Raw genomic sequence first — 26637 nt, forward strand, 5'->3', positions numbered from 1 at the left:
GGCCCCAGCGCGCCACCACCGCTGGCATCAGTCCATAAGATAGGCGAGGGTCTGCTTGTATTGCTCCTTGGTGCGCGCCATCGCCTCGGCCGCAGACAAGCGCTTGCGGGGCGCGCCTGCGGGCACCAGCCTTCCATTGAGGTTCGCCGGGAGAACAGGCGCGCCGCTTTCGGCGAACGAACCAACGCTCTGGAAGCCGCCGCACACCTTCCCGTGCAAATACATCATCATTTCGGTCTCTCCACGGAATGGACGCCCTTCGGTTGGACCCCTCGATACCGATCAAGCCCCTCATCTGTCTACCGGAACATGCCCGCTTGCTCAGTGATCTCTTGGCCCGTGGCTCGCGCTGAACGACGGCCTCGGTATCTCCGGCTCACGCACTGGCACATAGCGAACTTCGTCGCACGTCCCACCCGACGATCGCGGTTCAGAGCAGTAATAATCAGGTGTAACAACCAAGAGTTCTGCATGACCAAGCTCGTTCTGGACGTCGAACGCATCAAATACGAAAGATGCAAGGCGATGCTCTTCAACCTCGCCGCCATCGGCTGCATCTCTCTCGGCGGCGCGGTCCTCTTCCTCTATAACCACGGATGGACCGGGGATCTGCTGCCTGTGGTCTACACGGTTGTGGGCTTCGCCCTCTTCGGCCTCAGGCACTACCTCAAGGGTCGGTGGCGCGAGGCGCTACGGTGGAGGCCTGATCACGAAGGTAGGTGATGCCTGTGTCGGGCATTCAAGTGGTCAGCAGCCTCGTGCTTGCGCCCCTCTCGCTGCATGGCTTACCTGCTGCCTGTATCCTCGGATCGCACCCGGCACGTGGCAGATTGTCGAGACGAAACATCGAACATATGGTCACCGTGAAGAAATTTTCACGGTGATCTTTATGACCTCCTCGCTCGATGACCTTCTCCACAGCTATCGCGAAGCTGCCGTCACCGAACGCGAGAAGGGCACCTATTACGAGCGGCTCTGCGCGGCCTTCCTGAATCATGACCCGGTGCAGGCCGAGCAGTATGAGCAGGTCTGGCCGTGGGCGGAATGGGCAGCAGCGAACGGCTGGGGTGCCAAGGACATCGGCATCGACCTAGTCGCCAAACTGCGTGGGCACGATGGCTTCGCCGCGATACAGTGCAAGTTCTACGCCGCCGACCACAAGATCGCGAAAGCCGATATCGACTCCTTCATTTCGGCGTCGGGGAAGGAGCCGTTCGCGCGCCGGATCATCATGGACTCGACCGAGGGCGAGTGGTCGGAGAACGCCGAGGCCATGATGGTCGGACAAATGATCCCGGTTCTGCGGATCGGACTGGTCGATATGCGGGCCTCGCCGATCCAGTGGGGCGTCTTCGCGGCCAAGCAGGAGGTGGTGCTCGAAGCCAAGAAGGAGTTGCGCCCGCACCAGCAGGACGCACTCGATGCCGTGCGCAAGGGTCTGGCGGAATATGCCCGCGGCAAGATCATCATGGCTTGTGGCACCGGCAAGACCTTCACCGCGCTGAAGATCGCCGAGAATCTTGTTGGTGCCGATGGCACTGTGCTCTTTCTGATCCCATCCCTAGCGCTGATGGCGCAGACGGTGCGCGAATGGACCAACGATACCGCGACGCCGCTCCGGTCCTTCGCGGTCTGCTCCGACAGCCAGGTAGGACGACGCCGTGTCGCCAAGGATGACGTGGCCGAGATCACCAGCCTCGATCTCGCCTTCCCGGCGACCACCAAGCCCGCGACGCTGGCAGCCGGTGTAGCTGACCATGCGCCGGGCAAGATGACGGTTGTCTTCGCCACCTACCAGTCGATCCAGACGGTCTCTGACGCGCAGCTCAAGCACGGGATGGGCCGGTTCGACCTGATCATCTGCGATGAGGCGCACCGCACCACCGGCGCGACCATCGACGGGCAGGAGGAGAGCAACTTCGTCAAGGTCCACAGCGACGCGGTCGTGGGCGGCGAGAAGCGGCTCTACATGACCGCGACGCCGAGGATCTATGGCGATGCCGCCAAATCCAAGGCGAACGATCTGGGCGTCACCCTCGCGACTATGGACAACGAGGAGCTGTTCGGCCCGACCCTGTTCTACCGCGGCTTCGGCTGGGCGGTTCAGGAAGGGTTGCTGACCGACTACAAGGTTGTCGTGCTCACGATGGATGAGGGGCTGGTCGCCCGCTCGGTGCAGCAGCGCATCGAAGACCCGACCAGCGGCCTCGTGCTCGACGACGCCACGCGCATCCTGGGCTGCTACAAGGCGCTGACCAAGATGGACATCCAGGCCGATCTGGGTGCCGATACGCAGCCCATGCGCCGGGCGCTGGCCTTCTGCCGCGACATCGCCTCCTCGAAGCTGGTGCGCGACGAGTTCTCGGACGTGGTCAGCGAATATCTCGGTTCCGATGAGGTGAAAGAGCGCGAGGTCGATCTCGCCCGGCACCAGCTCAACTGCGAGATCAAACATGTCGATGGCACCTTCAACGCCAAGACGCGTGGAGAGCTGCTGGACTGGCTCAAGGCCGAGACCGAGGATCAGACCTGCCGCATCCTGTCCAACGCCCGGTGCCTTTCCGAGGGGGTCGACGTGCCTGCTCTGGACGCGATCATGTTCCTGCATCCGCGCAAATCACAGATCGACGTGGTGCAGTCGGTGGGCCGCGTCATGCGCCGCGCGCCGGGCAAGCGCATGGGCTATGTGATCCTGCCGGTCGGTATCCCGGCCAACAAGACGCCCGAGGAGGCGCTGAACGACAACGAGAAGTATCGCGTCGTCTGGCAGATCCTGAACGCGCTGCGCGCCCATGACGAGCGGCTTGACGCCACCATCAACCAGATGTCGCTGGGGCAGGATGTCTCGGACAAGGTCGAGATCATCAGCCTCGATAGCAAGGAGCTGAAATCGGTCACCGCAACTGTGGAAAACCTGCCGTCGAAGACCGCCGCCAAAAAGGCGAATGTCGGCGGCAACGGGCACGACAAGCACGATGATGATTTCGTCATCGAGGATGACAAGGAACCCGAACAGGGCACACTGGTCCTCGACGACTTCAGCCGCGCCATCAAAGCGAAGATCGTCAAGAAATGCGGCGACCGCGAATATTGGGACCGCTGGGCGGCAAGCCTGCGCGAGATCGCCGTTGCTCACATCACTCGCCTCGAAGCCATCCTATCGGACCCTGACAGCCCCGCACGGCAGGCTTTCGACGCCTTCCTTGCCGAGATCCGCGACGACCTGAACAGCGGCATCACCGAGGCTGAGGCGGTAGAGATGCTGGCGCAACACATCATCACCCGTCCGGTCTTCGACGCGCTGTTCGAAGGTCACACCTTCACCGAAGAGAACCCGGTCTCGCGCGCTATCCAAGGCGTTCTCGACACGCTGGAAAGCGCGCATCTTGAAAAGGAAAGCCGCGACCTCGACGAGTTCTACCAGAGCGTTCGCAACAAGGCGCAGGGCATCACCGACCCTGCCGCCAAGCAGGAACTGGTCCGGCAGCTTTACGACAACTTTTTCGGCGTCGCCTTCAAGGGCACGCGCGACAAGCTCGGCATCGTCTATACCCCGATCGAGATCGTCGACTTCATCATCCGCTCGGTCAACGATGTGCTACAGGACGAGTTCGGCCAGACCCTCGGCTCGAAGGGCGTCCACATCATCGACCCCTTCACTGGCACGGGCACCTTCATCACGCGCCTGCTGCAATCCGGCCTGATCCAGCCTGACGAGCTTGAGCACAAGTTCCGCTACGAGTTGCACGCGAACGAGATCGTGCTGCTGGCCTATTACATCGCGGCGATCAACATCGAGTCCGTCTATCACGGCCTCAATGGCGGTGATTACACGCCCTTCAACGGCATCCTGCTGACCGACACTTTCGCCATGAGCGAGGGGCAGGACGAGCTGGCGCTGGTGATGCCCGACAACTCCGAGCGTCGCCGCCGTCAGCAGGAGCTCGACATCCGCGTCATCATGGGCAACCCGCCCTATGCCGTGGCCCAGCACATCGACTATCCGCATCTCGACGGGCGCATCGCCGAGACCTATGCCGCCCGGTCCAGCGCAACCAACAAGAACGCGCTCTATGACAGCTACATCCGCGCTATCCGCTGGGGTGCCGACCGGTTGGGTGATAGCGGCGTGCTGGCTTATGTCAGCAACGGCGGCTGGGTCGATGCCAACACCGCCGACGGGATGCGCAAGTCGATGGCCGACGAGTTCTCATCGATTTACATCTTCCACCTGCGCGGCAACGCACGAACCTCGGGCGAACCCAGGCGCAAGGAAGGCGGCAACGTCTTCCAGGAGGGCAGCCGCGCCCCGATCGTCATCACCCTGTTCGTGAAGAACCCGCAGGCCGAGAAGCAGGGCCAGATCTTCTTCCACGACATCGGCGACTACCTGTCGCGCGAGGACAAGCTGAAGATCGTCAAGGACTTCCGCAGCATCCGCGGCATCACCGACAGGAAGGGCTGGCAGGAGGTCATCCCCGACGACCACGGCGACTGGCTCAAGCAGCGCGACGACAGCGTGTCGGGTTACATCAGCATCGGCGACAAGAAGGATAAGACCTCAGCGGTGCTGTTCGAGACCTACTCGCGCGGAGTGGCGACCGCACGCGACGCATGGTGCTTCAACTCGTCCCGCAAGGGGCTGGAGCGCAACATCGAGCGCACCATCGACTACTACAACGACCAGTTGGCGAAGTTTGAGGCATCGAGTCTGTCCGGTGCCACAGTTGCCGCCGACGAGTTCATGCAAGCCTCACGGAACAATATTTCATGGACGGCGGCGATCAAGACGCGGCTGGAGCGCCGTCGCTCGCTCGATGCGTCAGAGGGGGAGTTTGTTGGCGCGACGTATCGTCCTTTCATGCGTCAATGGCTTTACTACAGTGCCACCTTGAACGAACGGCGCTATCAGCTTCCTGCAATCTTCCCTGAAGACAAGATTGAAAATCGCGTCATAGCTGTCCCTGGTCTCAGTTCGAGAACCGAGTTTACGCCATTGATGGTGGCGAACATTATAGACCTGAACTCTGCCGACGGAGGTGTGCAATGCTTCCCGCTCTCCCTTTATGACCAAGAGGATGCGACCCCAGAGGGGGACCTCTTCGCGGTGATCGAGGACGACAAGCCGGCCTACCGCGCTCGCCACGGCATCACCGACGCCGGCCTCGCGTATTTCCATGCCGCCTATCCAGGCGAGGCGATCACCAAGGACGACATCTTCTACTACACCTACGGTCTGCTGCATTCCGAGGACTACCGCCGCCGCTTCGCCGACAACCTAAAAAAGGAGCTGCCGCGCATCCCTTGCGTGAAGAAGGCTGCCGACTTCCGGGCCTTCGTCGATGCCGGCCGCCGTCTGGGTGACCTTCACGTCAACTACGAAAGCGTCGAGCCCTATCCAGTGACGCTCAAGCAGGGCGACCTGTCCCTTGCCACCATCGACGATCCGGTCAAGTTTTTCCGCGTCGAGAAGATGGCCTTCGGCAAGGGCAAGGACCGCTCGACCATCGCCTACAACAGCAACATCACCCTGATCGACGTGCCGCTCGAAGCTTACGACTACATCGTGAACGGCAAGCCCGCGATCGACTGGGTGATGGAGCGCCAAGCCGTCAAGATCGACAAGGACAGCGGAATCGTCAACGATGCCAACGACTACGCAAACGAGACCTTCGGCGACCCACGCTACCCCTATGACCTGCTCCGCCGCGTCATTACCGTCAGCATCGAGACGATGAAGATCGTTCGCGCCCTGCCGCCCTTGGAGATCTAGAATTGAGCGAACTGAAAACTCTGTTCAAGCGCGTCGAGTATGATCTGGACGGTCTGCTTCACTTCATCGACCTCGGCGACATCGCGCTGCCCGATATCCAGCGTCCGTTCGTCTGGAGCAACGCCAAGGTGCGCGACCTTTTCGACTCGATGTATCGTGGCTTCCCGGTTGGATATTTCCTGTTCTGGGAGAACGCGTCCGAGGGCGCGACCAAGCAGATCGGTGTGGGTCTGAAGCAGTATAAGCAGGCATCTCGCCTCGTCGTGGACGGCCAGCAGCGGTTGACCTCGCTCTACGCAGTATTCCGCGGTCAGAAGGTGCTCGACGCGAACTACAAGGAACGTCAGGTCGAGATCGCGTTCCGGCCGCGCGACGGCAAGTTCGACGTGACCGACGCGGCTATCAGGAAGGATGTCGAGTGGATTCCTAACATCTCGGACCTGTGGGCCAGCGGCAAGTCCTCGTATTCCCTGGTCAACCACTACTTGAAGCAACTGCAAACCAAGATCGAGCTTTCCGAAGACGATCGTGAAGCCATTGCCCACAACCTCGACAGGCTGTTCGACCTTCGGAAATACCCGTTCACCGCGCTTGAGATCGCCTCGACCGTGGACGAGGAACAGGTCGCTGACATCTTCGTCAGGATCAATAGCAAGGGCGTGCCGCTGAACCAGGCGGACTTCATCCTGACGCTGCTCTCGGTGTTTTGGGAGCGGGGCCGACGAGATCTCGAAACCTTCTGTCAGGCGTCGCGAACGAAAGCCACGATCGGCGGCAAGGGATCACCCTTCAACCACCTGATCGACCCCGACCCGGACCAACTGCTTCGTGTGTCGATCGCCTACGGGTTCGGCCGTGGACGTCTTCAGAGCGTATATCAGATCCTGCGAGGCAAGGACGCCGAGACAGGAGAGTTTCTGCCCGAGAAGCGCGATGAGCAGTTCGAAGTCTTGAAGGCCGCGCAGGCCGAGGTGCTGAACCTGACAAACTGGCACCAGTTTCTCAGCGCGATCATCGGCGCCGGCTTCCGTAGCTCCGAGATGATTTCTTCCAACAACGCGCTGCTCTACGCCTACGCCTTCTACCTAATGGGCCGAAAGCGGTTTGCGGTGCCCGAGCATGTTCTCCAGAAGCTGATCGGTCGGTGGTTTTTCGCGACGTCGCTGACCGGGCGTTACACAAGTTCACCCGAGACCGTGATGGATGCCGATCTCGCCCGATTCAGGACGATCAGAACCGCCGACGATTTCTGTGCGACCCTTGACGACTTCATGGCGAGCAACCTGACGAACGACTACTGGACCATCACCCTTCCATCCAACCTCGACAGCTCCTCCGCACGCAACCCCGAGCTTTTCTGCTACATTGCGTCGCAGAACCTGCTGGGGGCACCGGTGCTCTTCTCGCACAAGTCGGTGCGAGACCTGATAGACCCGGCACTCCAGACGAAAAAGAAGCCGCTCGAACGGCACCACCTGTTCCCGAAGGCATATCTCAAGGGGATGGGTGTCGAGGACAGGCGCCTCGTCAACCAGATGGCGAACTACGCGCTGCTCGAGTGGCCGGACAATATCGACATCAGCGACGGTGCTCCTGCGACTTACTTTCCGCAAGTCGCGTCCCGGTTCGGCGAAGCGGCACTCAGCAGGATGATGCGCGACCACGCGATGCCCGAGGGTTGGGAGAACATGGCCTATGACAACTTCCTAGCATCGCGTCGACGGCTTATGGCTGCGATCATTCGTCAAGGATTCCTGCTTTTGGAGCAAGGCAAGGACAGCCATGCCCATACCTGACTATGAGACCTTGATGTTGCCTGTGCTCCAGCTATTCGGCGGAGGAGCGCGCAATGTCGCGGAATGTGTGCCTCGACTGAAGATGGAGTTCGCCATCACAGATGACGAAGCCGAGGAACTCCTGCCAAGTGGCCGGGTCACGGTCCTGCAGAGCCGAGCTCACTGGGCGCGCACATATCTGTCGAAGGCCGGACTGCTGGAAAGTCCGAAGCGCAACCAGCACGTGATTACAGAAAAAGGGCGGGAAGTGTTGGCATCGCAACCGACGCGGATCGACAACAATTTCCTCGACAGCTTTGAGGGCTTCCGCGACTGGCGGGCGAGAGCATCAGCCGCGGACGTCGCGTCGGATCAGCCGATCGAACCGGCAACCATAATCCGCCTGAACCCGGAGCCAACTCAGATCGAGAGCAGGCAGACGCCGGAGGATGCGATGGCCGCAGCCCACAAGGTCATGAACGCGGCGCTACGCGACGACCTGCTGGCGCTGCTGCAGACGATGGACCCGATCCGGTTCGAGCGCCTGATCCTCGATCTGCTCGGAGCGATGGGCTATGGCGGCGGCGATCTTGGCAATGGGCGCATGACCCGCGCATCTGGTGATGGTGGGATCGATGGCATCATCGACGAGGACGCGCTCGGCCTTGACGCCGTCTACATCCAAGCGAAGCGCTACGATCCGAGCTACAAGGTCGGACGACCAGACCTGCAGCGCTTCGTGGGCTCGCTCACGGGCGAGGGAGCGAGCAAGGGGGTGTTCGTCACCACCTCGGACTTCTCCCGTGACGCGGCCACATATGTCGATCGGGTCCAGCACCGCATCCGGCTGATCAATGGCCAGAAGCTGGCTGCGTTGATGATCCAGTATGGTGTCGGCGTCCGCGCGCGCAGCAGCTACACGATCCATACGGTCGATGAGGACTACTTCGCTGAAAGCTAGGCCTGTCCAACCGTCACCTCACTGCGATCGTAAATAAGCCGCCCAGTCTGTCATCATCTTTCTACGTTTCGCCAGCATGTCGCTTCGACGATAGGCACGTTCCACCGCGCTACCCACTTTATGTGCCAAGGCGAACTCCGCGAGATCGCCAGGGTAGTCGGTCTTCTCTGCGACCCAGTCTCGGAAGGTCGAACGCAGGCCATGTGGCACGGCAGGTCGCTTCGAGACCGGGTCGATCCAGCCGGGCTGTCCGTTCGCGGTCGCGCTTCCCTGCATGCGCTTCATGACAGCGGCTATTGTCATGTCAGACATGGGCTTGAGTTGGTTCGACGGAAAAATGAGCTCCGTTCCGACCATCTTGGGCAGGTCTTTCAGCAGCTCGAGCGCGGGCTGCGACAGGGGGACTCGGTGCTCACGCCTCGTCTTCATGTGGGCGGCCGGGACGATCCACATCTGCTCTTCGAAATGGATTTCTGACCACTCTGCCTTTCTGATCTCGCCCGACCTTGCTGCGGTCATAATGAGAAACTGTAGCGCACGAGCAGCAATGCCCTCGCGCTGTGTAAGCGCAGAATACCAAGCAGGGGTATCGCGGACCCGAAGCGCAGGCCGGTGGTCCTTGATGGCATTTACCTTGAAGGAAGGCATCAGCTCCTTGAGGTTGCCCTTCCAGCGCGCAGGGTTCTCGCCGCTGCGCATTTCGTTGACCGAGGCCCAGGAGAGCACAGCTTCTAAGCGGGATCGCACGCGAGTCGCAGTCTCGTGTTTCGACTGCCAGATCGGATCGAGAACCGCCTTTATGTCGGCCACATCGACCTCCACGAGCCGCTTTTTTCCGATAAGCGGGACCGCATAAGTTTCGAGCGTCGAGCGCCACTGCGCTTGGTGCTTGACGTTGCTCAGGGAGTCGAGTTTCCCGCTCATCAGATATTGCTCTATGGTCTCGGCCATTGTGAGCCCCATCTTCTGCTCAAGGACAAGTTGCCGACGGGCCTCCTTTCGCTCCTCAACTGGATCAACGCCACTTCTGATCTGCTCGCGCGTTCCCCTTGCCGCCTCTCTCGCGGCAGCAAGGGACACGTCGGGAAAGCCACCGAGCCCGATGTCGCGGCGCTTACCATTCACCGTCGACCGCAAGATCCAGGATCGACCATCGCCATCATTAATGCGAAGGTGAAGTCCGGGCACACCGCCAACCGCGTGAAACCCCGGCTCGACGAGGCGTTTCACCTCGATTGCTGACATCTCCTTGACCCGCCTCGGCATGCTCTACCAACATCCTTACCAACGAAAATGTTGCCATTGGATACGGTTCCGTGCAACGGGATGCAAGATGGAACGCAGTAAATGTTCACTAAAACAACAAGATACCTATGGAAAAACTTCAGGGTGCGGTCGGCTGCAACAGTCGGAAGGCGGACTTCGTCTCCGCCACCTTTCAACACCGCTAGCGCTTGATATTCCGGATGGGTCAGGCTTGCTCAAAATGGCGGTGGTCCGGTTACTTCCTGCCGGGATCAATCGGAGAATCTGTCTCGTGACTGGGCGCAATAGTCCCACATGAGCCTTCGCTATCCACTGACACTGTCGTCCCGAAAATTCAGATCGCTTGCATCGGTGCTTCGCCCGGTCGGATCGGCCCTCATGCCAGGGAGCGTCCTACCCTTGCGTACCGCGCCAGAGCGGGCTGTCGTGTCGCTTGGGACGCCCGTCCCGGCAGCGCCAAAAGGAAACCGGCCGCATGCTGTGGCATGCGACCGGCCGGGTTGGCGTCGGCGTGCAGACGCCGGTCGGAGGCCCGCGCCAAGGGCGCGGGCAGTTCCGGTCAGTTCTTGGCGCGGATCTCGGCCAGCGATTTCTGGACCGCGTCGACGACGTCGGCGCCGATCTCGGCCTTGTGCTTCTCGTAGACCACTTGCGACTTCTCAAGCATGCGGGCCTGTTCTTCGGGGGTGATCGTATTGAACTTCAGGCCGGCCGCCTCGACCTTCGCGAGCGAGGTCTTGTTCAGCTCCTGAATGACCGAGCGCTCTTCGTCACGGCCGACCGCGGCGCAGTCACGCAGGGCCTGCTGCTCTTCGGGCGCATAGGTGTTGAAGATCGCCTTCGAGAACAGGAACAGGAACGGCGTGTAGGCGTGCTTGGTCTCGCTGACGTAGTTCTGCACTTCGTAGAACTTCGAGGTGTCGAGGGTCACATAGGGGTTTTCCTGCGCGTCGATCGCCTTGGTTTCCAGCGCCGAGAAGACTTCGCCGAAAGCCATCGGGGTCGCGTTCGCACCGAAGTTCGAGAAGGTGTCGAGGAAGATGTTGTTCTGCATCACGCGCAGTTTCAGACCTTCGAAGTCTTCCCATTTGGTGATCGGCTGTTTCGAGTTCGAGACGTTGCGGAACCCGTTTTCCCAGTAGCCGAGGTTGACGAGGCCCGCCGCATCCAGCTTTTCGTTCAGAAAGTCGCCGAACTCGCCATCCATGACCTCATAGGCTTCCTCGTTGCTGCGGAACAGGAAGGGCAGATCGAAGACGCCAAGCGCCGGGACGATACCGACCAGCGGCGAGGAGGAGGTCACGACCGCTTCCTGCACGCCCGAGCGCAGGGCCTGCGTGGCCTGAAGGTCGCCGCCAAGCGCGCCGCCCCAGAAGCCGGTCATCTTCATCTTGCCGCCGGTCTTTTCGTCCAGGCAGACCTGCATGGCCTTCATGCCGTTGTTGACCGGGTGATCTTCGTTGATCCCGTTCGAGACGCGGAAGTTGCGGTCCTGAAAATCGGCCAGTGCCGGGGTTGCCGCCCCGAGCAGGGTCGAGACGAGAAGGGCGGCCTTGATTGCAGTGCTTTTCATTTGGTTTCCTCCCAGGAGATGGAAAAGCGAAGATGGAATGGTGTCAGTAGAGCCAGCTTGCCGGGACCGTCACGATCTGCGGGAACAGGACCAGCAGGAACAGGACGAGGGTTTCGGCGATCAGGAAGGGCCAGACACCGGTGATGACCTTGCCCAGAGGGATCTTGCCGACGCCGCTGACGACGTTCAGGACGACACCCACAGGCGGGGTCAAGAGACCGATGCAGCAGTTCATGATGAACATGACGCCGAAGTAGATCGGGTCGATCCCGGCCTTGACGACGATCGGCAGCAGCACCGGCGTCAGGATCAGGATGGTTGGCGTCAGGTCCAGTGCCGTGCCCACGATCAGGATCAGGACCATGATGGCGAACATCAGCAGTTTGGGGTTGTCGATCAGCGGCTCGATATAGCCCGTGATCTCGTTCGGGATATTCGCGGCGGTGATCAGCCAGGCCGACACCAGCGCGGCGCAGACGAGGAACATGATCGCGGCGGTGGTCTTGGCGGCCGAGAGCAGCACCTTGGGCAGCTCGGAGGGCTTCAGTTCGCGATAGACGAACATGCCGACGAACAGTGCGTAGAAGGCTGCGACGACGGCGGCTTCGGTGGGCGTGACGACGCCCATCTTGATGCCGCCCAGGATGATGACCGGCATGCCAAGCGCCCAGGCCGCGCGCGCCGCCGAGCGGCCGCGATCCGGCCAGCTGGCTTTCGGCAGGCTTTCGATCTTGTCCTTGCGAACGACCAGCAGCCAGGTGACGAGCAGCGACAGGCCCATCAGCACGCCCGGCACGATCCCGGCCATGAACAGCTTCGAGATCGAGACGTTCGCCGAGACGCCGAAGACGATGAAGGCCATCGAGGGCGGGATGACCGGCGCAATGACGCCGCCTGCAGCGATGAGGCCCGCTGAGCGCGGCACGTTATAGCCAGCGCGCGCCATCATCGGGATCAGGATCGCGGCCAGCGCCGCGGTATCGGCAGCAGCCGAACCCGAAATCGAGGCCATGATGATCGCGGCGACGATCGCCACGATGCCAAGGCCACCCCGGATATGTCCGACGCAGGCAATCGAGAAGTCGATGATGCGCTTGGAGAGTCCGCCCGCGTTCATCAGTTCGCCCGCCAGGACGAAGAAGGGGATGGCCAGCAGCGTGAACGTGTCTGCGCCGATCATCATGTTCTGGGCAATGATCTGGGTGTTGAACATGCCCATATAGGTCATGAGCATGACGCCGCAGAAGATCAGCGCAAAGGCGACCGGCACACCGATGGCCATGGCCCCGATCAGGGAAGCGATAAAGACGATCAGGGTCATACTGCGCGCTCCGCGAGCTCTTCGACGCTGTGGAATTCACCGGCGAAGGCGGCGATCTCGGCGTCGGTGATCTTGCCGGTCAGCAGCCGGACAAGGCGCTCAAGCGTGATCAGGATGATACAGGTGGCTGTGAAGATACCGGTTCCGTAGACCCAGGACATCGGGATGCCCGAGACTGGGGCAAGCATGCTGTTATTGATCGGAAGCTGTTTCCAGGTCCCGACAAACAGCACGCCCGAGCAGCCGATGATCATGAGGTCGGACAGCCCCATCATAAGCATGCGACCCTTGCGGCCGAGCATGGCGACAAAGGTTTCCATGCCCATGTGCAGGTTGTGGCGATGGGCGACGACGGCACCGATGAAGGTCAGCCAGACGAAGAAGAAGCGCGAGAGTTCTTCGGTGACAGGAATCCCCGAGTTCATCGCGTAGCGCATGACCACGTTGACAAAGACCATCAGCGCCATGCCCCCGATCAGGAGGATCAGCACACCGTCCAGAACGCGGTCGAAAAGCTTGATTGCGGTTTTCATCAGATCTTCCCTCCCAGTCCGCGCTTCACCAGGTTGCGCATCAGGTCACGGGTGCCGAAATCCCATTCCGGGCAGGCATCCGACCGGTCGACCCAGTTCACCAGGCTGCCAAGGCGCGGGGTCGAGATCTCGACACGGTCGCCGATCTCGTGGGTAAAGCCCTGGCCCTTGCCGCGGCGGTCCTTGACCGGGGCGAACATGGTGCCAAGGAACAGCACCGCGCCGTCGGGATACTGGTGCGAGCGGTTACGCATCTGCCCGACCAGATCGGCGGGCTTGCGGCTGATTGCTTCCAGCGGGCTTTCGCCGGTCATCTCGAAGCCGTCCTCGCCCTGAACCAGCAGGGTGACGACGACCTTTTCGACCACGTCCAGCGTAAATTCGCCGTCGAACAGGCGGATGAAGGGACCGATGGCGCAGGACGCGTTGTTGTCCTTGGCCTTGCCCAGCAGCAGAGCCGAACGACCCTCGACATCGCGCAGGTTCACGTCATTGCCCAGCGTCGCGCCAAGGATGGTGCCGTCCGAGCGTGTGACCAGCACCACTTCGGGTTCCGGGTTGTTCCATTCCGAGATCGGGTGCAGCCCGACCTTGTCGCCGCAGCCGACCGAGGACATGGGCTGGGCCTTGGTGAAGATCTCGGCATCGGGGCCAATGCCCACTTCCAGGTATTGCGACCACAGGTTCATTTCCTGCAGCAGCGACTTGACCTGACGGGCCTTGTCCGAGCCGGCCTGCACGCCACGCAGGTTTTCCCCGATGACGGGGGCCAGACGAGCGCGGATTTCCTGGGCGCGGCCACTGTCGCCGCGTGCCTGTTCCTCGATCACGCGTTCCAGCATGCTGTCGGCAAAGGTGACACCCGCGGCCTTGATCGCCTGCAGGTCCACCGGCGCCAGCAGCCGTCCGGCGCTGCCATCCAGGAATTCGTCAAGATGGCCAAGCCGGGGCAGATCCTCGGCGGCGACGCGCGCCAGAAGATCCGGGGTTTCCAGCAGCCCCGAGACGGTGGCGGAAATTCCGCTCAGATCGAAAACATCACCATTGCGCAGAATGACCGGGCAGGGGCCTTCGGCCGCCTGCGACCAGACCCGTCCGACCAGGACCGCGCGATCGGCGTCATCGGGCAATATCCCGACCGCCTTCAACGCTTGAGTTGAAGTCAAAGCAAACCTCCCTCCTACGCGGCGCCTCCGTGCCGCGTTGACACATGCGGTGTCAGACAACCTTATGACCGGATAACTAGCCGCCGAGCGACTTTCTGTCCACCGTCAAAGCAGAGTCGGGTAAAATTCGCTTAAAACTATGATTGTATTATGATTTAATTGTAAAACCGCAGGGCAAGGCCGACTCGTTGCGCCGATCCGGTCAGGTGAAATCGCATGGCCTGCCGTGCGGCAACCGGATCGCGGGCCCGGATCGCGTCGCGGATGGCGGTGTGTTCGGTGATGGTGATGGCCCGGATTTCATCAGGCATCGTCTGTTCCCGCGCCGCGATGATCACATGCCCGACCCGGTCCGCGATCGCGCCGATGAATTGAGGGAAATACTCGTTCCCGGTCGCCTGCGCGATGATGCGGTGGAAGTCCAGATCGGCGGCCACACCTTCGGTATTCCAGTCAAGCGGCAGGGCGATGCGGGCAAGCGAGTCGTCCAGCTGGATCAGGTGTTCGGCCCGGTGATGTGCCGCGGCGATCCCGGCGGCCTCGATCTCCAAGGGTACGCGAAGCTGGAAAAGGTCGCTGAAGGCGTGCTTGTCCATCCGCTGGCCATCCTCCAGCCGGATATGGCGGAACTGGCGCTCGACGACGAAGGCGCCGACGCCCTGGCGCGTCTCGACCAGTCCTTCGTTGCGCAGCTGCGCAATGGCCTCACGCACCACAGTCCGGCTGACGCCAAAGCTTTGCGCCATCGCATGCTCGGTCGGCAGCTTGTCGCCGGGCTTCAGCGCGCCGTCGTGGATCCGCTGCGCGAATTGCTTGGCAATCCGCGTCGGCAGATGCGTGTTGCGTTCGATCTGTTCCATTCCCTGCTGCATGTTTCGCCTCTCCCCCCTGCCTTGCCTTGTTCCCGTGACGGATCAGCGGGGATCAAGCTGGCAGCCGGGATTCATCCGGCCGTCCGGGTCGATCCCGCGCCGGATCGCCAGCAGAAGCTGGCGCTGCGCCTCGGGCAGGCGGGCTTCGAAATCGGGCTTCTTCAGGCGCCCGATGCCGTGCTCCGCACTGATCGACCCCTTATAGCCATCCAGAACCGTATTCACGATCTTCTTCGCCTGCTTGATCTGCGGATCGATGCTGTCCGCACCCAGCGAGGTGTCAGGCATCACGTTCAGGTGCACGTTTCCGTCGCCGACATGGCCGTAGGACACGCTGACGCAGCCGGGCATGTCTCTGGCGATCGCGGCTTCGGCCTCGGCCACGAAATCGGCCAGCTTCGACAGCGGGACCGAGACATCGGTGCGCAGGTGCTTGCCACGGCGGGCCTGACCCTCGTTCATGCCTTCGCGGATCAGCCACAGGTTCTGGGCCTGTTGGCGGGACTGGGCGACGACGCCGTCGATCACCAGCCCGTCCTCCATGGCGCCCTCCAGGAAGCGCGCCATCAGGTCGTCGATATCGACCAGACCGGAGCCCGAGATTTCGACCAGCGCATAGGCCGGGTGGCCGGTATCGATCGGGATCTGCAGGCCGGGAATCCCCTCCTGCGCCAGTTGGAAGGCCAGCGGCGGCAGGAATTCAAAGGCCGACATCAGGTCGCAGCATTGCTGCCGCGCGCGCCGATACAGCGTCATCACGTCCGGCAGGCTGCTCAGTGCCAGAAGCGCGGTTGCGACATGTTCGGGGCGGGGCAGTAGCTTGACCGAAACGGCGGTGATGACGCCCAAGGTGCCTTCGGCGCCGATGAACAGCTGCTTCAGGTCGATGCCGCGGTTGTCCTTGCGCAGTTGCGACAGCCCTTCGAAGACGGTGCCGTCGGGCAGTACCACCTCCAACCCCAGCACCAGTTCCCGGGTCATGCCATAGCGCAGCACGTTCACGCCGCCCGCATTGGTCGAGACATTGCCGCCGATCTGGCAGCTGCCCTGCGCGCCAAGCGCCAGCGGGAAAAACAATCCGGCTTCCGCGACGGCTTCCTTGAAAGCCTCAAGGACGACGCCAGCCTCGACCACGGCCGAGAAGTCCTCGGCGTCGATCTGGCGGATGCTTGTCATGCGCTCAAGGCTGAGAACCACCTGCCTTGCGGGTTGGTCGGGCACGCCGCCCAGGACAAGGCCGGTCCGGCCACCCTGCGGGACCACGTCCAGCCCCAGCGCAGCGGCGGCACGCATCACCGCCGAAACCTCGTCGGTGCTGCGGGGGCGCAGGACGGCTATCGCGTCGCTTTGCACATCGCCATGCCAGTCGCGGCAATATTCGTGCATCCCTTCGCCGGTCAGGACGATCTGCGGATCCAGCATTTCGGACAGGCGCTGCGCCAAATCCTTACGCCCGCCTTCGCCAGTGGCAAAGCCGGCCGCTTCCAATTGTCGATCCATCTCGCCTGACCCCTCCGGTCGTCCGTCGTGAAAACGACTTGCATCATACAGAGATCAGGTTATCAGACAACCAGATAAATCCGCCCCGGCATGTCGCCGCTGCGGTCTTCATTTTCGGGGGGAACCGGAATGCATATCCTGATCATTGGCGCAGCCGGCATGGTAGGGCGCAAACTCACGCAAAAGCTGGTCGCGGACGGCGCGCTGAACAATCGCCCGCTTGAGGCGCTGACCCTTGTCGACGTGTTCGAGCCGGAAGCACCCGCGGGCTTCACCGGCAAGGTGACCTGCCTGACCGCCGATCTGTCCGACGCGGGCATGGCCGAGCGCCTGATCGCGACCCGCCCCGACGTGATCTATCACCTTGCCGCGATCGTGTCGGGCGAAGCCGAGCTGGACTTCGAAAAGGGCTACCGCATCAACCTGGACGGCACCCGCGCGCTGTTCGAGGCTATCCGTCTGGCACAGAAGGAAGACGGCTACCGCCCGCGCGTGGTGTTTGCCTCGTCCATCGCCGTGGTCGGCGCGCCGCTGCCCTTCCCGATCCCGGACGATTTCCACACCACGCCCCTGACCAGCTATGGCACACAAAAGGCGATGAGCGAACTGCTGCTGGCCGATTATTCGCGCCGCGGCTTCTTTGACGGCATCGGCATCCGCCTTCCCACGATCTGCATCCGCCCCGGCAAGCCGAACGCGGCGGCCTCGGGCTTCTTCTCGAACATCCTGCGCGAGCCGCTGGTGGGGCAGGAAGCCGTGCTGCCGGTCCCGGAATCGATCCGCCACTGGCACACCTCGCCGCGTTCGGCGGTTGGCTTCATGCTGCACGCCGCCGGCATCGATGTCGATCTGGTCGGACCGCGCCGCAACCTGTCTATGCCAGGCCTGAGTGCCACGGTGGGCGAGCAGATCGAGGCGCTGCGCCGCGTCGCCGGGGACAAGGCCGTGAACCTGATCCGCCGCGAGCCGAACGAGATGATCATGCGCATGTGCGAGGGCTGGGCGCCTGGTTTCGAGGCGAAGCGCGCCCGCGAGCTGGGCTTCACCGCCGAGTCGAGCTTTGACGAGATCATCCGCGTCCATATCGACGAAGAACTGGGCGGCAAGCTGTGACCGACGGGAACATGAAACGCATCGCGTTTCTGGGAACCGGGCTGATGGGCGCACCGATGGTGCGCCGTCTGCTTGCGGCCGGTTTCCCGGTAACGGTCTGGAACCGTGCCCCTGAAAAGGCGCAGGCGCTGTCCGCCGATGGCGCGACGGTGGCCGAAAGCCCAGCCGAGGCCGTCGCCGGAGCCGAGGTCGTCTTCACCATGCTTTCGGACGGCCATGCCGTCCGCGACGTCCTGTTCGCGCGCGGCGTGGCCGAGGCGCTGGCACCGGCTGCGGTCATCATCGACACGTCCTCGATCGCACCGCAGATGGCGCGGGAACATGCCGGGCAATTGGCGGAGCTGGGCTTTGCCCATGTCGACAGCCCCGTCTCCGGCGGTGTCGTGGGCGCCGAGGCCGGGACGCTGGCGCTGATGGCGGGCGGTGATGCCGCAGTGATCGAGGGGCTGGCGGATGTCTTTGCCCCGCTGGGGCGCCTGACCCATGTCGGCCCTGTCGGTGCGGGGCAGGTCTGCAAGCTGGCGAACCAGCAGATCGTCGCCGTCACCATCGGTGCGGTGGCCGAAGCGATGATGCTGGTCGAAGCGGGCGGCGCGGATCGCGCAAAATTCCGCGATGCGATCCGTGGTGGCTTCGCCGAAAGCCGGATCCTTGAACTGCATGGCGGCCGCATGGTTACGCGGAACTTTGCCCCCGGTGGCCCGTCGCGCCTGCAACTGAAGGATCTGGATGCTGTCGCGGTGCTGGCCGAGGCGACGGGTTTGACGCTGCCCTTGACAGAGACCGTCCGCACCGAGTTCACCGAGTTCGTCGCCGCCGGAAATGGTGACGCGGATCACAGCGGCTTGCTGCTGCATCTGGAAACGATGAATGCGGGCGCCCCCGCACAGGAGAGCAAATGACGACCGGTCATCAGCCACCTCGCCGCCTGCGTTCGCAGGACTGGTTCGACAACCCCGACCATGCCGACATGACGGCGCTCTATCTTGAGCGGTTCATGAACTACGGCACCACCCCCGAGGAGCTACGCTCGGGCAAGCCCATCATCGGGATCGCGCAATCGGGCAGCGACCTGAACCCCTGCAACCGCCACCACCTGGATCTGGCCAAGCGCGTGCGCGACGGCATCCGCGATGCAGGCGGGATTCCGATCGAGTTCCCCTCGCATCCGCTGTTCGAGAACTGCAAGCGTCCGACCGCCGCGCTGGACCGCAACCTTGCCTATATGGGTCTGGTCGAGCTGCTTTACGGCTATCCCTTTGACGGCGTGGTGCTGACCACCGGCTGCGACAAGACCACGCCCTCGGCGCTGATGGCGGCGGCGACGGTGGATATTCCTGCTATTGTCCTGTCGGGCGGGCCGATGCTGGACGGCTGGCATGATGGCGAGCTGGTCGGTTCCGGCACCGTCATCTGGCGCTCGCGCCGGAAATACGCGGCAGGCGAGATCACGCGCGAGGAATTCCTTGAGGCGGCGCTGGATTCGGCCCCCTCGGTCGGCCATTGCAACACGATGGGCACGGCGAGCACGATGAACGCGATTGCCGAGGCGCTTGGCATGTCGCTGACCGGCTGCGCCGCCATTCCCGCCGCCTATCGCGCCCGTGGCCAGATGTCCTATCGCACCGGCCGCCGCGCCGTGGAACTGGTTCTGGAAGACATCCGCCCCTCGGACATCCTGACGCGCGAAGCGTTCCTGAACGCGATCCGGGTGAACTCGGCCATTGGCGGGTCGACCAACGCGCAGCCCCATATCATGGCGATGGCCAAGCACGCGGGCGTCGATCTGCGCCCCGAGGATTGGCAGGCGCATGGCTATGACATTCCGCTGCTGGCGAACGTCCAGCCAGCCGGTGCCTATCTGGGCGAGCGCTTCCACCGCGCCGGCGGCGTCCCCGCGATCATGTGGGAATTGCTGCAGGCCGGGAAACTGAATGGCGATTGCCCGACGGTCAGCGGCAAGACCATGGCCGAGAACCTTGAAGGCCTTGAGGCGACCGACCGCGAGGTCATCAAGCCCTATGCCGATCCGATGATGGAACGCGCGGGCTTCTTCGTCCTCAAGGGCAACCTGTTCGATTTCGCGATCATGAAGACCTCGGTGATTTCCGCCGACTTCCGTACCCGCTACCTGTCGGAACCGGGCCGTGAAGGGATCTTCGAGGGCAAGGCATTCGTCTTTGACGGCTCGGAAGACTACCATGCCCGCATCAACGACCCGGAACTGGGGATCGACGAGCGGTCCATTCTGGTCATCCGTGGCGCGGGTCCGCTGGGCTGGCCGGGCTCGGCCGAGGTGGTGAACATGCAGCCGCCGGATCATCTGATCAAGCGCGGCATCACCAGCCTGCCGACCTTGGGCGATGGGCGTCAATCCGGGACAGCCGACAGCCCCTCGATCCTGAACGCCTCGCCCGAAAGCGCGGCGGGTGGCGGTCTGGCATGGGTCCGCACCGGCGACGTGATACGTCTGGACCTGAACGCGGGCACCTGCGACATGCTGGTCGATGACGCCGAGATCACCCGCCGCAAGGCTGATGGCATCCCGGCCGTGCCGCCGTCGCGCACCCCGTGGCAGCGCATCTACCGCGAGACGGTGACGCAGCTTGAGGATGGCGCGACCATTCGCGGGGCCGAGGATTTCCAGCGCATCTCCTCGACGCCGCCGCGCCACAACCACTGAAACCGGCAACGACGCCGCCCCCTTCGGGCGGCGTCATGCCTTGCGCGGAAGATGCCGCCTCAGCGCCGGTCGCGGCCCAGGGCGAAGGCGCCGGGGCCGGTCGTGACCAGCATCAGGAAGACAAAGCAGAACAGGATGGCCGCATCGCCGCCATTGGCGACCGGGAAGAAGCTTTTGGGCGCGTGCACCATCCAATAGGCAAAGGCCATGTGACCGGCCAGGATGAAGGCCACGGGCCGCGTGAAAAGTCCCAGAACGATCAGAATCCCACCGCCGAATTCGAGAATGCCCGAAAGAAGGGTCAGGCCAGAAAGCGTCTCGGGTCCGGGAATGGGGAAGCTCAGAATTTTCTGCGTGCCGTGTTCAAGATAGAGCAGGCCGGCGATGATCCGCAGAAGTCCGATGGCATAGGATTGCAGGCTGTTCAAAGTGCTGACCATGAATGGTCCCCGCATGAGGTTGGCATCATAGCCAGTCAACCGCCCGATTCCGCAAAAATCAAGCGTCCCGCGTACAAGCGGGCACACGGAAGTCGATGGAATCCAAATGGAAACGCCGTGACAGAGGCCGCATCCGCGGGCCAGCACCTGTCGTTCCACCCTGTTCAAGCCCGCGCACGCCGGAACACGAGACCCTGCTCTGGGTGAAATCCGCATTGCGGCTGGCGTCCACAGGTCTAGGTCCGCAGCCCTGTTTTCTTGCAGAGCGCGAACATGACCACCCATGCCGAGGACCTGCCCGTCGTCGATTTCCTCGAAGGGCAGGGCTATGATCCTGACAAGGCCGAGGTTACCGTTTCGATCGACGACCGGTATATCGCCAATGACCAGGACTTGGATGGCGACGGGAATCCCGCTGCCTATATCACGTCCCGCCGCGCCTGACGCCCAGGATCAGGCAGGCGCGGCAGCGGTTTGTCATGCGGATCGCTTGCGCCCGCCGGGCAGGCCCCGGCAAGCCGCTGCGGATCAGGCGTTGAACAGGAAATGCAGGACGTCGCCGTCCTTCACCTCATAGGACTTGCCTTCGACCCGGAACTTTCCGGCTTCGCGTGCGCCCGCTTCGCCCTTGTAGGTGACGTAGTCGTCATAGGCGACGGTTTCGGCGCGGATGAAGCCGCGTTCGAAATCGCCGTGGATGACGCCCGCCGCCTGCGGGGCCAGCGTGCCCTGATGGATGGTCCAGGCGCGGGCTTCCTTGGGACCGACGGTGAAATAGGTCTCAAGCCCGAGCAGCTTGTAGCCCTCGCGGATCAGTCGGTCGAGCCCGGCCTCGTGCAGGCCCATTTCCTCAAGGAACATCGCGGCTTCGTCGGCGGGAAGCTGGCTGATTTCCTCTTCGATCTTGGCCGAGATCACGACATGGCCCGCGCCCTGCTCGGCGGCCATCTGCGCCACGCGCTCGGACTGGCTGTTCCCCTCGGCCGCCTTGTCTTCCTCGACGTTGCAGACGAACAGGACCGGCTTCGCGGTCAGGAGCTGCAGCATACCCCAGGCCTTCTGATCCTCGTCATCGACCTTGACCGTGCGGGCGGGCTTGCCGGCCTCAAGCGCGGACTGCGCCGCCTTCAGCAGCTTTTCCTGAGCCACGGCTTCCTTGTCGCCGCCTTTCAGCTTGCGCTGGATGTTGGCCAGCCGACGCTCGATGCTTTCGAGATCGGCGATCATCAGCTCGGTCTCGATGGTCTCGGCATCGGCGATGGGATCTACGCGGCCCTCGACATGGGTGACGTCACCATCCTCGAAGCAGCGAAGGACATGGGCGATGGCGTCCACCTCGCGGATATTGGCCAGGAACTGGTTGCCCAGGCCCTCGCCCTTGGACGCGCCCTTCACCAGCCCCGCGATGTCCACGAAGGTGATGCGGGTCGGGATGATCTGCTTGCTGCCCGCGATCGCGGCCAGCTTGTCCAGACGCGCGTCGGGTACCGCGACCTCGCCGACATTCGGCTCGATCGTGCAGAAGGGGAAGTTCGCGGCCTGCGCGGCTGCGGTTTTGGTCAGCGCGTTGAACAGCGTCGACTTGCCCACGTTCGGCAGCCCGACGATCCCCATACGAAAGCCCATGATGCACCCCTTTTCCCGGAAATCTCGCGCCTTTTATGGGCGGACGCGCCCCAAGTCCAGTGCGGGCCGTTGATCTTTACCGGGCGTTGGGGATAACGCTGGACGGCGGAACGAACTGGCTGACGGGGACCGGGGAAAAATGAGCAGAATCGACGACACCTTCGCACGGCTTGCCGAAACCGGCGGCAAGGCATTTGTCGCCTACATGATGGGCTGCGATCCCGATTTCGACACCTCGCTTGAGATCATGCGCGGCCTGCCGGATGCGGGCGTCGACGTGATCGAGCTGGGCATGCCCTTCACCGATCCGATGGCCGATGGCGCGACCATCCAGGCCGCCGGCCAACGCGCGCTGGAGGCGGGTGGCAGCGTCTCGCGCGTGTTCGACATGGTGCGGGCCTTCCGCGCGGGGGACGATCGCACGCCGATCGTGCTGATGGGTTACTACAACCCGATCTATGCCCGCGACGGCGGGGTTGACCGCTTCATCGCCGAGGCGGTCGAGGCGGGCGTCGACGGCCTGATCGTCGTCGATCTGCCCCCCGAGGAAGACAGCGAGCTTTGCCTTCCTGCCAACAAGGCCGGGATGAATTTCATTCGTCTTGCGACGCCGACGACCGATGACCAGCGCCTTCCCGCAGTCGTGCGGAACACCTCCGGCTTCGTCTACTACGTCTCGGTCACCGGCATCACCGGAGGTCCCGCCGCCAATGCGGCCGAGGTCGCACCCGAGGTTGCGCGCATCCGCGCCGCGGCCGGGCTGCCGGTCGTGGTCGGCTTCGGCATCTCGACCCCCGAGGCCGCGGCGGCGGTCGCAAGCGTCGCGGATGGCTGCGTCGTCGGCTCGGCGATCGTGCGCCTGATCGGCGAGCGCCGGTCGGTGCCCGAGATCCTGGGCTTTGTCTCGGATCTGGCCAAGGGCGCGCATTCCGCCGCCTGAGAACGGGTCGTTCGCGCCGACCAAACACCGGGTTGCGCGCGGGGGCCGTGGGCAAGTCCGTTCTTCGTGCTAAGTAACCTGCACAAGAAACGGAGATTGCCCATGCCTACCCTGTTCTTCCATGCGGGCGCCTGCTCGCTGGCGCCCCATATCGCGCTGGAGTGGATCGGCGCGCCCTATCAGGCGGTGCCGGTCGAATTCGGCTCTCCCGAGCTTCTGGCGGTGAACCCCGCCGGTGCCGTTCCCGCCCTGCGCGAAGACGATGGCTGGCTGCTGACGCAATGCGGCGCGATCCTGCATCACCTTGCCCGGATCCACCCCGAGGCGGGTTTGGGTGGCGGCGACGATCCGCGTGCACAGGCCGATCTGGACCGTTGGTCCAGCTTCTTCACCGGCGACCTTCACCCCGCCTTCTTCCCGCTGTTCATGCCGCAGCGCTACACGACCGGCCGCGAAAAGGCCGATCTTGAAGCCGTGCAGGAAGCGGGTCGCAAGCTGGTCCGGCGCAAGCTGGCGCTGCTTGATGACCACCTGAAAGGGCGGGAATGGGTGCTGGCGCAGCGATCTGTGATCGACGCCTATGCCTTCCCGATGATCCGCTGGGCGGCAAAGCTTCTGCCCGAAGGCATTTCCGGCTGGGCCAATGTCACGGCTCTGCATGACCGCATTGCCGCCGACCCGGCGGTTCAGAAAGTCCTGGCCCATGAGGAGGGCCCGAAAGGAGAATAAACCATGACAACCGGCATCCACCACGTCACCGGCATCACCCGCCGGGTCCAGGCCAATGTCGACTTCTATGCCGGCTTTCTGGGCCTGCGGCTGGTCAAGCGGACCGGCGGGTTCGAGGATGCCGAGCAGCTGCACCTGTTCTATGGCGATGCGCTGGCCTCGCCCGGTTCGCTGGTCACTTTCCTGGTGTGGGAAGACGGCGCGCCGGGCCGGGTCGGGCATGGTCAGGTCTCGGAAATCGCGCTGGCGGTTCCACCCGACAGCATCGGGACCTGGCTTGTCCGCGCGATGACCGCACACGTCCCGGTCGAAGGGCCGACCCGTGAATTCGGAGAGACGGTGCTGCGGCTGAAAGACCCTGACGGGGTGACCGTGAAGCTGGTCGGCATCGACCTGCCCGCGGCCGCGCCCCTGCCGGATCCGCTCGCGCCGACGCGCCTGCGTTCGGTCACGCTGATGACCGAGAAGCTCGCGGATTCAGCGGCGTTCCTGGGGCAGTTCGGATATCGTCCCGGCACGGTCGAGGGCGCGGTCCGGCGCATGGTTTCGGACACGGACGTGATCGACATCCGCGACGGCTCGGGCTTTTTCGCGGGCATTCCTGGGACCGGAATTCTTGACCATGTCGCATTGCGCGCCGTGGATGCGGATGCGGTCCGCCGGATGCGTCTGGCATTGAAGGACACCGACGTGACCAGCGTTCACGACCGGAAGTATTTCCTGTCGCTTTACGTCCGTGATCCCGCTTCGATCCTGCTGGAATATGCGACCGACGGTCCCGGCTTCACCCTGGACGAGGCGCCCGACCAGTTGGGCACCACGCTGTTCGTTCCCCCCCAAGACGCGGCCCGGGCCGAGGATCTGCGTGTCCTGCTGCCGCAATTCGCCCTGCCGGGCGAGGAAAGGAGTCCCATGCGCGACCTGCATTTCGTCCACCGCTTCCACCGACCGGAAAACCCGGATGGCAGCACCATCGTCCTGCTGCACGGGACCGGCGGGAACGAGACCGACCTGATGCCGCTGGCCCATCGGCTGGCCCCGAACGCCACGCTGCTGGGGGTTCGCGGACGGTCCACCGAAGAGGGGATCAACCGCTGGTTCCGTCGTTTCGATGCCGTGACCTATGACCAGGAAGACATCCGCGCCGAGGCCGAGGCCTTTGTCGCCTTCATCGAGGACGCAGTGCGGTCCTATGGCCTTGATCCCGCGCGGATGACCTATCTTGGCTATTCGAACGGTGCGAACCTGATCGGTGCGATCTTGCAGCTTCACCCGCAGGCGATCCGCAGCGCCATCCTGCTGCGGGCCGTTCAGGCGCTTGAAAACCCGCCGGAACCCGCCGAAGGGGCGCTTGCCGGGCATGGGGTGCTGATGCTGAACGGGGCGCGCGACATGTTCGGCCGGATGGCACCGGCCTTGGAACAGGCGCTGCGCCGTGGGGGTGCCGAGCTGGACAGCCGCACCCTTGCCGCGGGACATGAGCTGTCCCCCGACGACCTGACCCAGGCCAGCGCCTGGCTGGCCTGACCGGCCCGCGCCCGGATCCTTCCGGGCGCGCCACCCCGGACAGGATTCGGCAACCTTTCGCGTCGCCGGGGTGTTTCCAAAATCCGAACATGGCATGTCATTCGTGGCGACTTGCCGAAACGCGGCACCCGCAGCAATCTGCACCCCGGAAGTGGTTGACCTGCCATGAACCATGCTCAGGAAAAGAGGATTGGGAAGATGAAGAAACCGCATATCGCCGTCATCATCGGTTCGACCCGCGCGACGCGATTCGCCGACAAGCCCGCGGCCTGGCTGTTCGAGAATGTCTCGAAACGCGAGGACATGACTTTCGAACTGGTCGATCTTCGGGACTACGACCTGCCGTTCTTCAACGAGGTGGCGTCGAACGCCTGGGTTCCCTCGCAGGATCCCCGGGCCGTGAAATGGCAGCAGAAGCTGGCAGAGTTCGACGGGTATCTTTTCCTGACCTCGGAATATAACCGCTCGATCCCCGGCTCGCTCAAGAACGCGCTGGACCAGGCCTACAAGGAATGGAACCGCAAGCCCGCCGCCATCATGGCCTATGGCTCTCTGGGCGGTGCGCGCGCGGCCGAGCATCTGCGCACCATCGCGATCGAGCTTCAGATGGTCCCGGTCCGCAGCGGCGTGCATCTGGGCGGCACCGAGTTCTTCAAGGTCTCGCCCCTGGGCGCGAATGGCGAGATGTCCGAGGTCGACGGCGTCCTGCAGCCCTCGCTGAAAGCGACGCTGGACGATCTGCTGTGGTGGTCCGAGGCCACGATCGCGCAGCGCGCGAAATCCGCCTGAACGGGCCAGTTCGGGGCGGTGAATGAACCGCCCCGGAACCCGGCATCGAT

At 63.2% G+C, this 26637-nt stretch carries 22 protein-coding genes; 12 read left to right on the forward strand and 10 right to left on the reverse strand.

Translation table 11 applies throughout. The features are described 5' to 3' along the window. Nucleotides 1-27: 27 nt before the first annotated feature. Nucleotides 28-231: a hypothetical protein gene (locus ACO2Q4_RS00265; RefSeq protein WP_423316493.1), complete on the reverse strand. Its 204-nt coding sequence runs from the start codon at nucleotides 229-231 to the stop codon at nucleotides 28-30. 240 nt (nucleotides 232-471) lie between these two features. On the opposite strand from ACO2Q4_RS00265, the gene ACO2Q4_RS00270 reads away from it, so the two are divergent. The 4 genes from ACO2Q4_RS00270 to ACO2Q4_RS00285 all read left to right on the forward strand — a co-directional run bounded on the left by ACO2Q4_RS00270 (nucleotide 472) and on the right by ACO2Q4_RS00285 (nucleotide 8509). Next, on the forward strand, nucleotides 472-723 hold the full coding sequence (locus tag ACO2Q4_RS00270) for a hypothetical protein (protein ID WP_423316495.1): 252 nt from the start codon (nucleotides 472-474) through the stop codon (nucleotides 721-723). Nucleotides 724-889: 166 nt separating this feature from the next. Next, the gene (locus ACO2Q4_RS00275) at nucleotides 890-5773 is read left to right on the forward strand and encodes a DEAD/DEAH box helicase (RefSeq protein ID WP_423316496.1); all 4884 of its coding nucleotides are present in this window, start codon (nucleotides 890-892) and stop codon (nucleotides 5771-5773) included. Nucleotides 5774-5775: 2 nt separating this feature from the next. Then, a complete protein-coding gene (locus ACO2Q4_RS00280; RefSeq protein ID WP_423316498.1) occupies nucleotides 5776-7569 on the forward strand; it encodes a GmrSD restriction endonuclease domain-containing protein in 1794 nt (597 codons plus the stop codon). Then, nucleotides 7556-8509, forward strand: a complete 954-nt coding sequence (locus ACO2Q4_RS00285) for a restriction endonuclease (protein WP_423316500.1) — start codon at nucleotides 7556-7558, stop codon at nucleotides 8507-8509. The genes ACO2Q4_RS00280 and ACO2Q4_RS00285 overlap by 14 nt, the downstream gene beginning before the upstream one ends. Before the next feature lie 18 nt (nucleotides 8510-8527). Here the strand turns inward: ACO2Q4_RS00285 and ACO2Q4_RS00290 are convergent, their stop codons facing one another. The 7 genes from ACO2Q4_RS00290 to ACO2Q4_RS00320 all read right to left on the reverse strand — a co-directional run bounded on the left by ACO2Q4_RS00290 (nucleotide 8528) and on the right by ACO2Q4_RS00320 (nucleotide 16740). Next, nucleotides 8528-9754, reverse strand: coding sequence for a tyrosine-type recombinase/integrase (locus tag ACO2Q4_RS00290; RefSeq protein ID WP_423316502.1), 1227 nt, complete (start codon nucleotides 9752-9754; stop codon nucleotides 8528-8530). A gap of 580 nt (nucleotides 9755-10334) precedes the next feature. Next, on the reverse strand, nucleotides 10335-11348 hold the full coding sequence (locus ACO2Q4_RS00295; protein ID WP_311760175.1) for a TRAP transporter substrate-binding protein: 1014 nt from the start codon (nucleotides 11346-11348) through the stop codon (nucleotides 10335-10337). Between the two features lie 43 nt (nucleotides 11349-11391). Next, a complete protein-coding gene (locus ACO2Q4_RS00300) occupies nucleotides 11392-12669 on the reverse strand; it encodes a TRAP transporter large permease (protein WP_311760176.1) in 1278 nt (425 codons plus the stop codon). Then, nucleotides 12666-13202 carry a TRAP transporter small permease gene (locus ACO2Q4_RS00305; protein ID WP_311760177.1) on the reverse strand — a complete coding sequence of 179 codons (537 nt, stop codon included), beginning with the start codon at nucleotides 13200-13202 and terminating at the stop codon, nucleotides 12666-12668. Before ACO2Q4_RS00305 ends, ACO2Q4_RS00300 begins: the two co-directional genes overlap by 4 nt. After that, nucleotides 13202-14368 carry a fumarylacetoacetate hydrolase family protein gene (locus ACO2Q4_RS00310; RefSeq protein ID WP_423316506.1) on the reverse strand — a complete coding sequence of 389 codons (1167 nt, stop codon included), beginning with the start codon at nucleotides 14366-14368 and terminating at the stop codon, nucleotides 13202-13204. The genes ACO2Q4_RS00305 and ACO2Q4_RS00310 overlap by 1 nt, the downstream gene beginning before the upstream one ends. A 155-nt stretch (nucleotides 14369-14523) precedes the next feature. Continuing rightward, nucleotides 14524-15228, reverse strand: a complete 705-nt coding sequence (locus tag ACO2Q4_RS00315; protein ID WP_423316509.1) for a FadR/GntR family transcriptional regulator — start codon at nucleotides 15226-15228, stop codon at nucleotides 14524-14526. Between the two features lie 54 nt (nucleotides 15229-15282). Next, nucleotides 15283-16740, reverse strand: a complete 1458-nt coding sequence (locus ACO2Q4_RS00320; RefSeq protein WP_423316511.1) for an FAD-binding oxidoreductase — start codon at nucleotides 16738-16740, stop codon at nucleotides 15283-15285. A 129-nt stretch (nucleotides 16741-16869) separates the two neighbouring features. Between ACO2Q4_RS00320 and denD the strand changes: the two genes are divergently transcribed. Genes denD through ACO2Q4_RS00335 form a run of 3 tightly spaced genes read left to right on the forward strand, consistent with a single transcriptional unit; the run spans nucleotide 16870 to nucleotide 20536 of the window. After that, the gene (gene denD, locus ACO2Q4_RS00325; protein ID WP_423316513.1) at nucleotides 16870-17853 is read left to right on the forward strand and encodes a D-erythronate dehydrogenase; all 984 of its coding nucleotides are present in this window, start codon (nucleotides 16870-16872) and stop codon (nucleotides 17851-17853) included. A gap of 11 nt (nucleotides 17854-17864) precedes the next feature. Continuing rightward, nucleotides 17865-18755 carry an NAD(P)-dependent oxidoreductase gene (locus ACO2Q4_RS00330; protein ID WP_423316515.1) on the forward strand — a complete coding sequence of 297 codons (891 nt, stop codon included), beginning with the start codon at nucleotides 17865-17867 and terminating at the stop codon, nucleotides 18753-18755. Continuing rightward, on the forward strand, nucleotides 18752-20536 hold the full coding sequence (locus ACO2Q4_RS00335) for an IlvD/Edd family dehydratase (protein ID WP_311760183.1): 1785 nt from the start codon (nucleotides 18752-18754) through the stop codon (nucleotides 20534-20536). The genes ACO2Q4_RS00330 and ACO2Q4_RS00335 overlap by 4 nt, the downstream gene beginning before the upstream one ends. Nucleotides 20537-20595: 59 nt before the next feature. On the opposite strand, the gene ACO2Q4_RS00340 is transcribed toward ACO2Q4_RS00335, so the two are convergent. Continuing rightward, a complete protein-coding gene (locus tag ACO2Q4_RS00340; protein WP_311760184.1) occupies nucleotides 20596-20976 on the reverse strand; it encodes a DoxX family protein in 381 nt (126 codons plus the stop codon). A 273-nt stretch (nucleotides 20977-21249) separates the two neighbouring features. Between ACO2Q4_RS00340 and ACO2Q4_RS00345 the strand changes: the two genes are divergently transcribed. Next, entirely contained in the window at nucleotides 21250-21420 is a 171-nt protein-coding gene (locus ACO2Q4_RS00345; RefSeq protein WP_423316517.1) for a hypothetical protein, read from the forward strand. A gap of 84 nt (nucleotides 21421-21504) precedes the next feature. Here the strand turns inward: ACO2Q4_RS00345 and ychF are convergent, their stop codons facing one another. After that, the gene (gene ychF, locus ACO2Q4_RS00350) at nucleotides 21505-22602 is read right to left on the reverse strand and encodes a redox-regulated ATPase YchF (RefSeq protein WP_423316519.1); all 1098 of its coding nucleotides are present in this window, start codon (nucleotides 22600-22602) and stop codon (nucleotides 21505-21507) included. A 139-nt stretch (nucleotides 22603-22741) separates the two neighbouring features. On the opposite strand from ychF, the gene trpA reads away from it, so the two are divergent. The 4 genes from trpA (at nucleotide 22742) to ACO2Q4_RS00370 (ending at nucleotide 26587) form a co-directional block, all read left to right on the forward strand. Continuing rightward, entirely contained in the window at nucleotides 22742-23542 is an 801-nt protein-coding gene (trpA, locus tag ACO2Q4_RS00355) for a tryptophan synthase subunit alpha (RefSeq protein WP_311760187.1), read from the forward strand. Between the two features lie 102 nt (nucleotides 23543-23644). Beyond that, entirely contained in the window at nucleotides 23645-24271 is a 627-nt protein-coding gene (locus ACO2Q4_RS00360) for a glutathione S-transferase family protein (RefSeq protein ID WP_423316521.1), read from the forward strand. Between the two features lie 3 nt (nucleotides 24272-24274). Next, nucleotides 24275-25798, forward strand: coding sequence for a VOC family protein (locus ACO2Q4_RS00365; protein ID WP_423316523.1), 1524 nt, complete (start codon nucleotides 24275-24277; stop codon nucleotides 25796-25798). A 198-nt stretch (nucleotides 25799-25996) separates the two neighbouring features. Next, complete coding sequence (locus tag ACO2Q4_RS00370) at nucleotides 25997-26587, forward strand: NADPH-dependent FMN reductase (protein WP_311760190.1); 591 nt, start codon at nucleotides 25997-25999, stop codon at nucleotides 26585-26587. The last annotated feature ends 50 nt before the right edge of the window (nucleotides 26588-26637 follow it).

The sequence above is a fragment of the Paracoccus sp. KR1-242 genome, assembly GCF_049446195.1.
Taxonomy (GTDB): domain Bacteria; phylum Pseudomonadota; class Alphaproteobacteria; order Rhodobacterales; family Rhodobacteraceae; genus Paracoccus; species Paracoccus broussonetiae.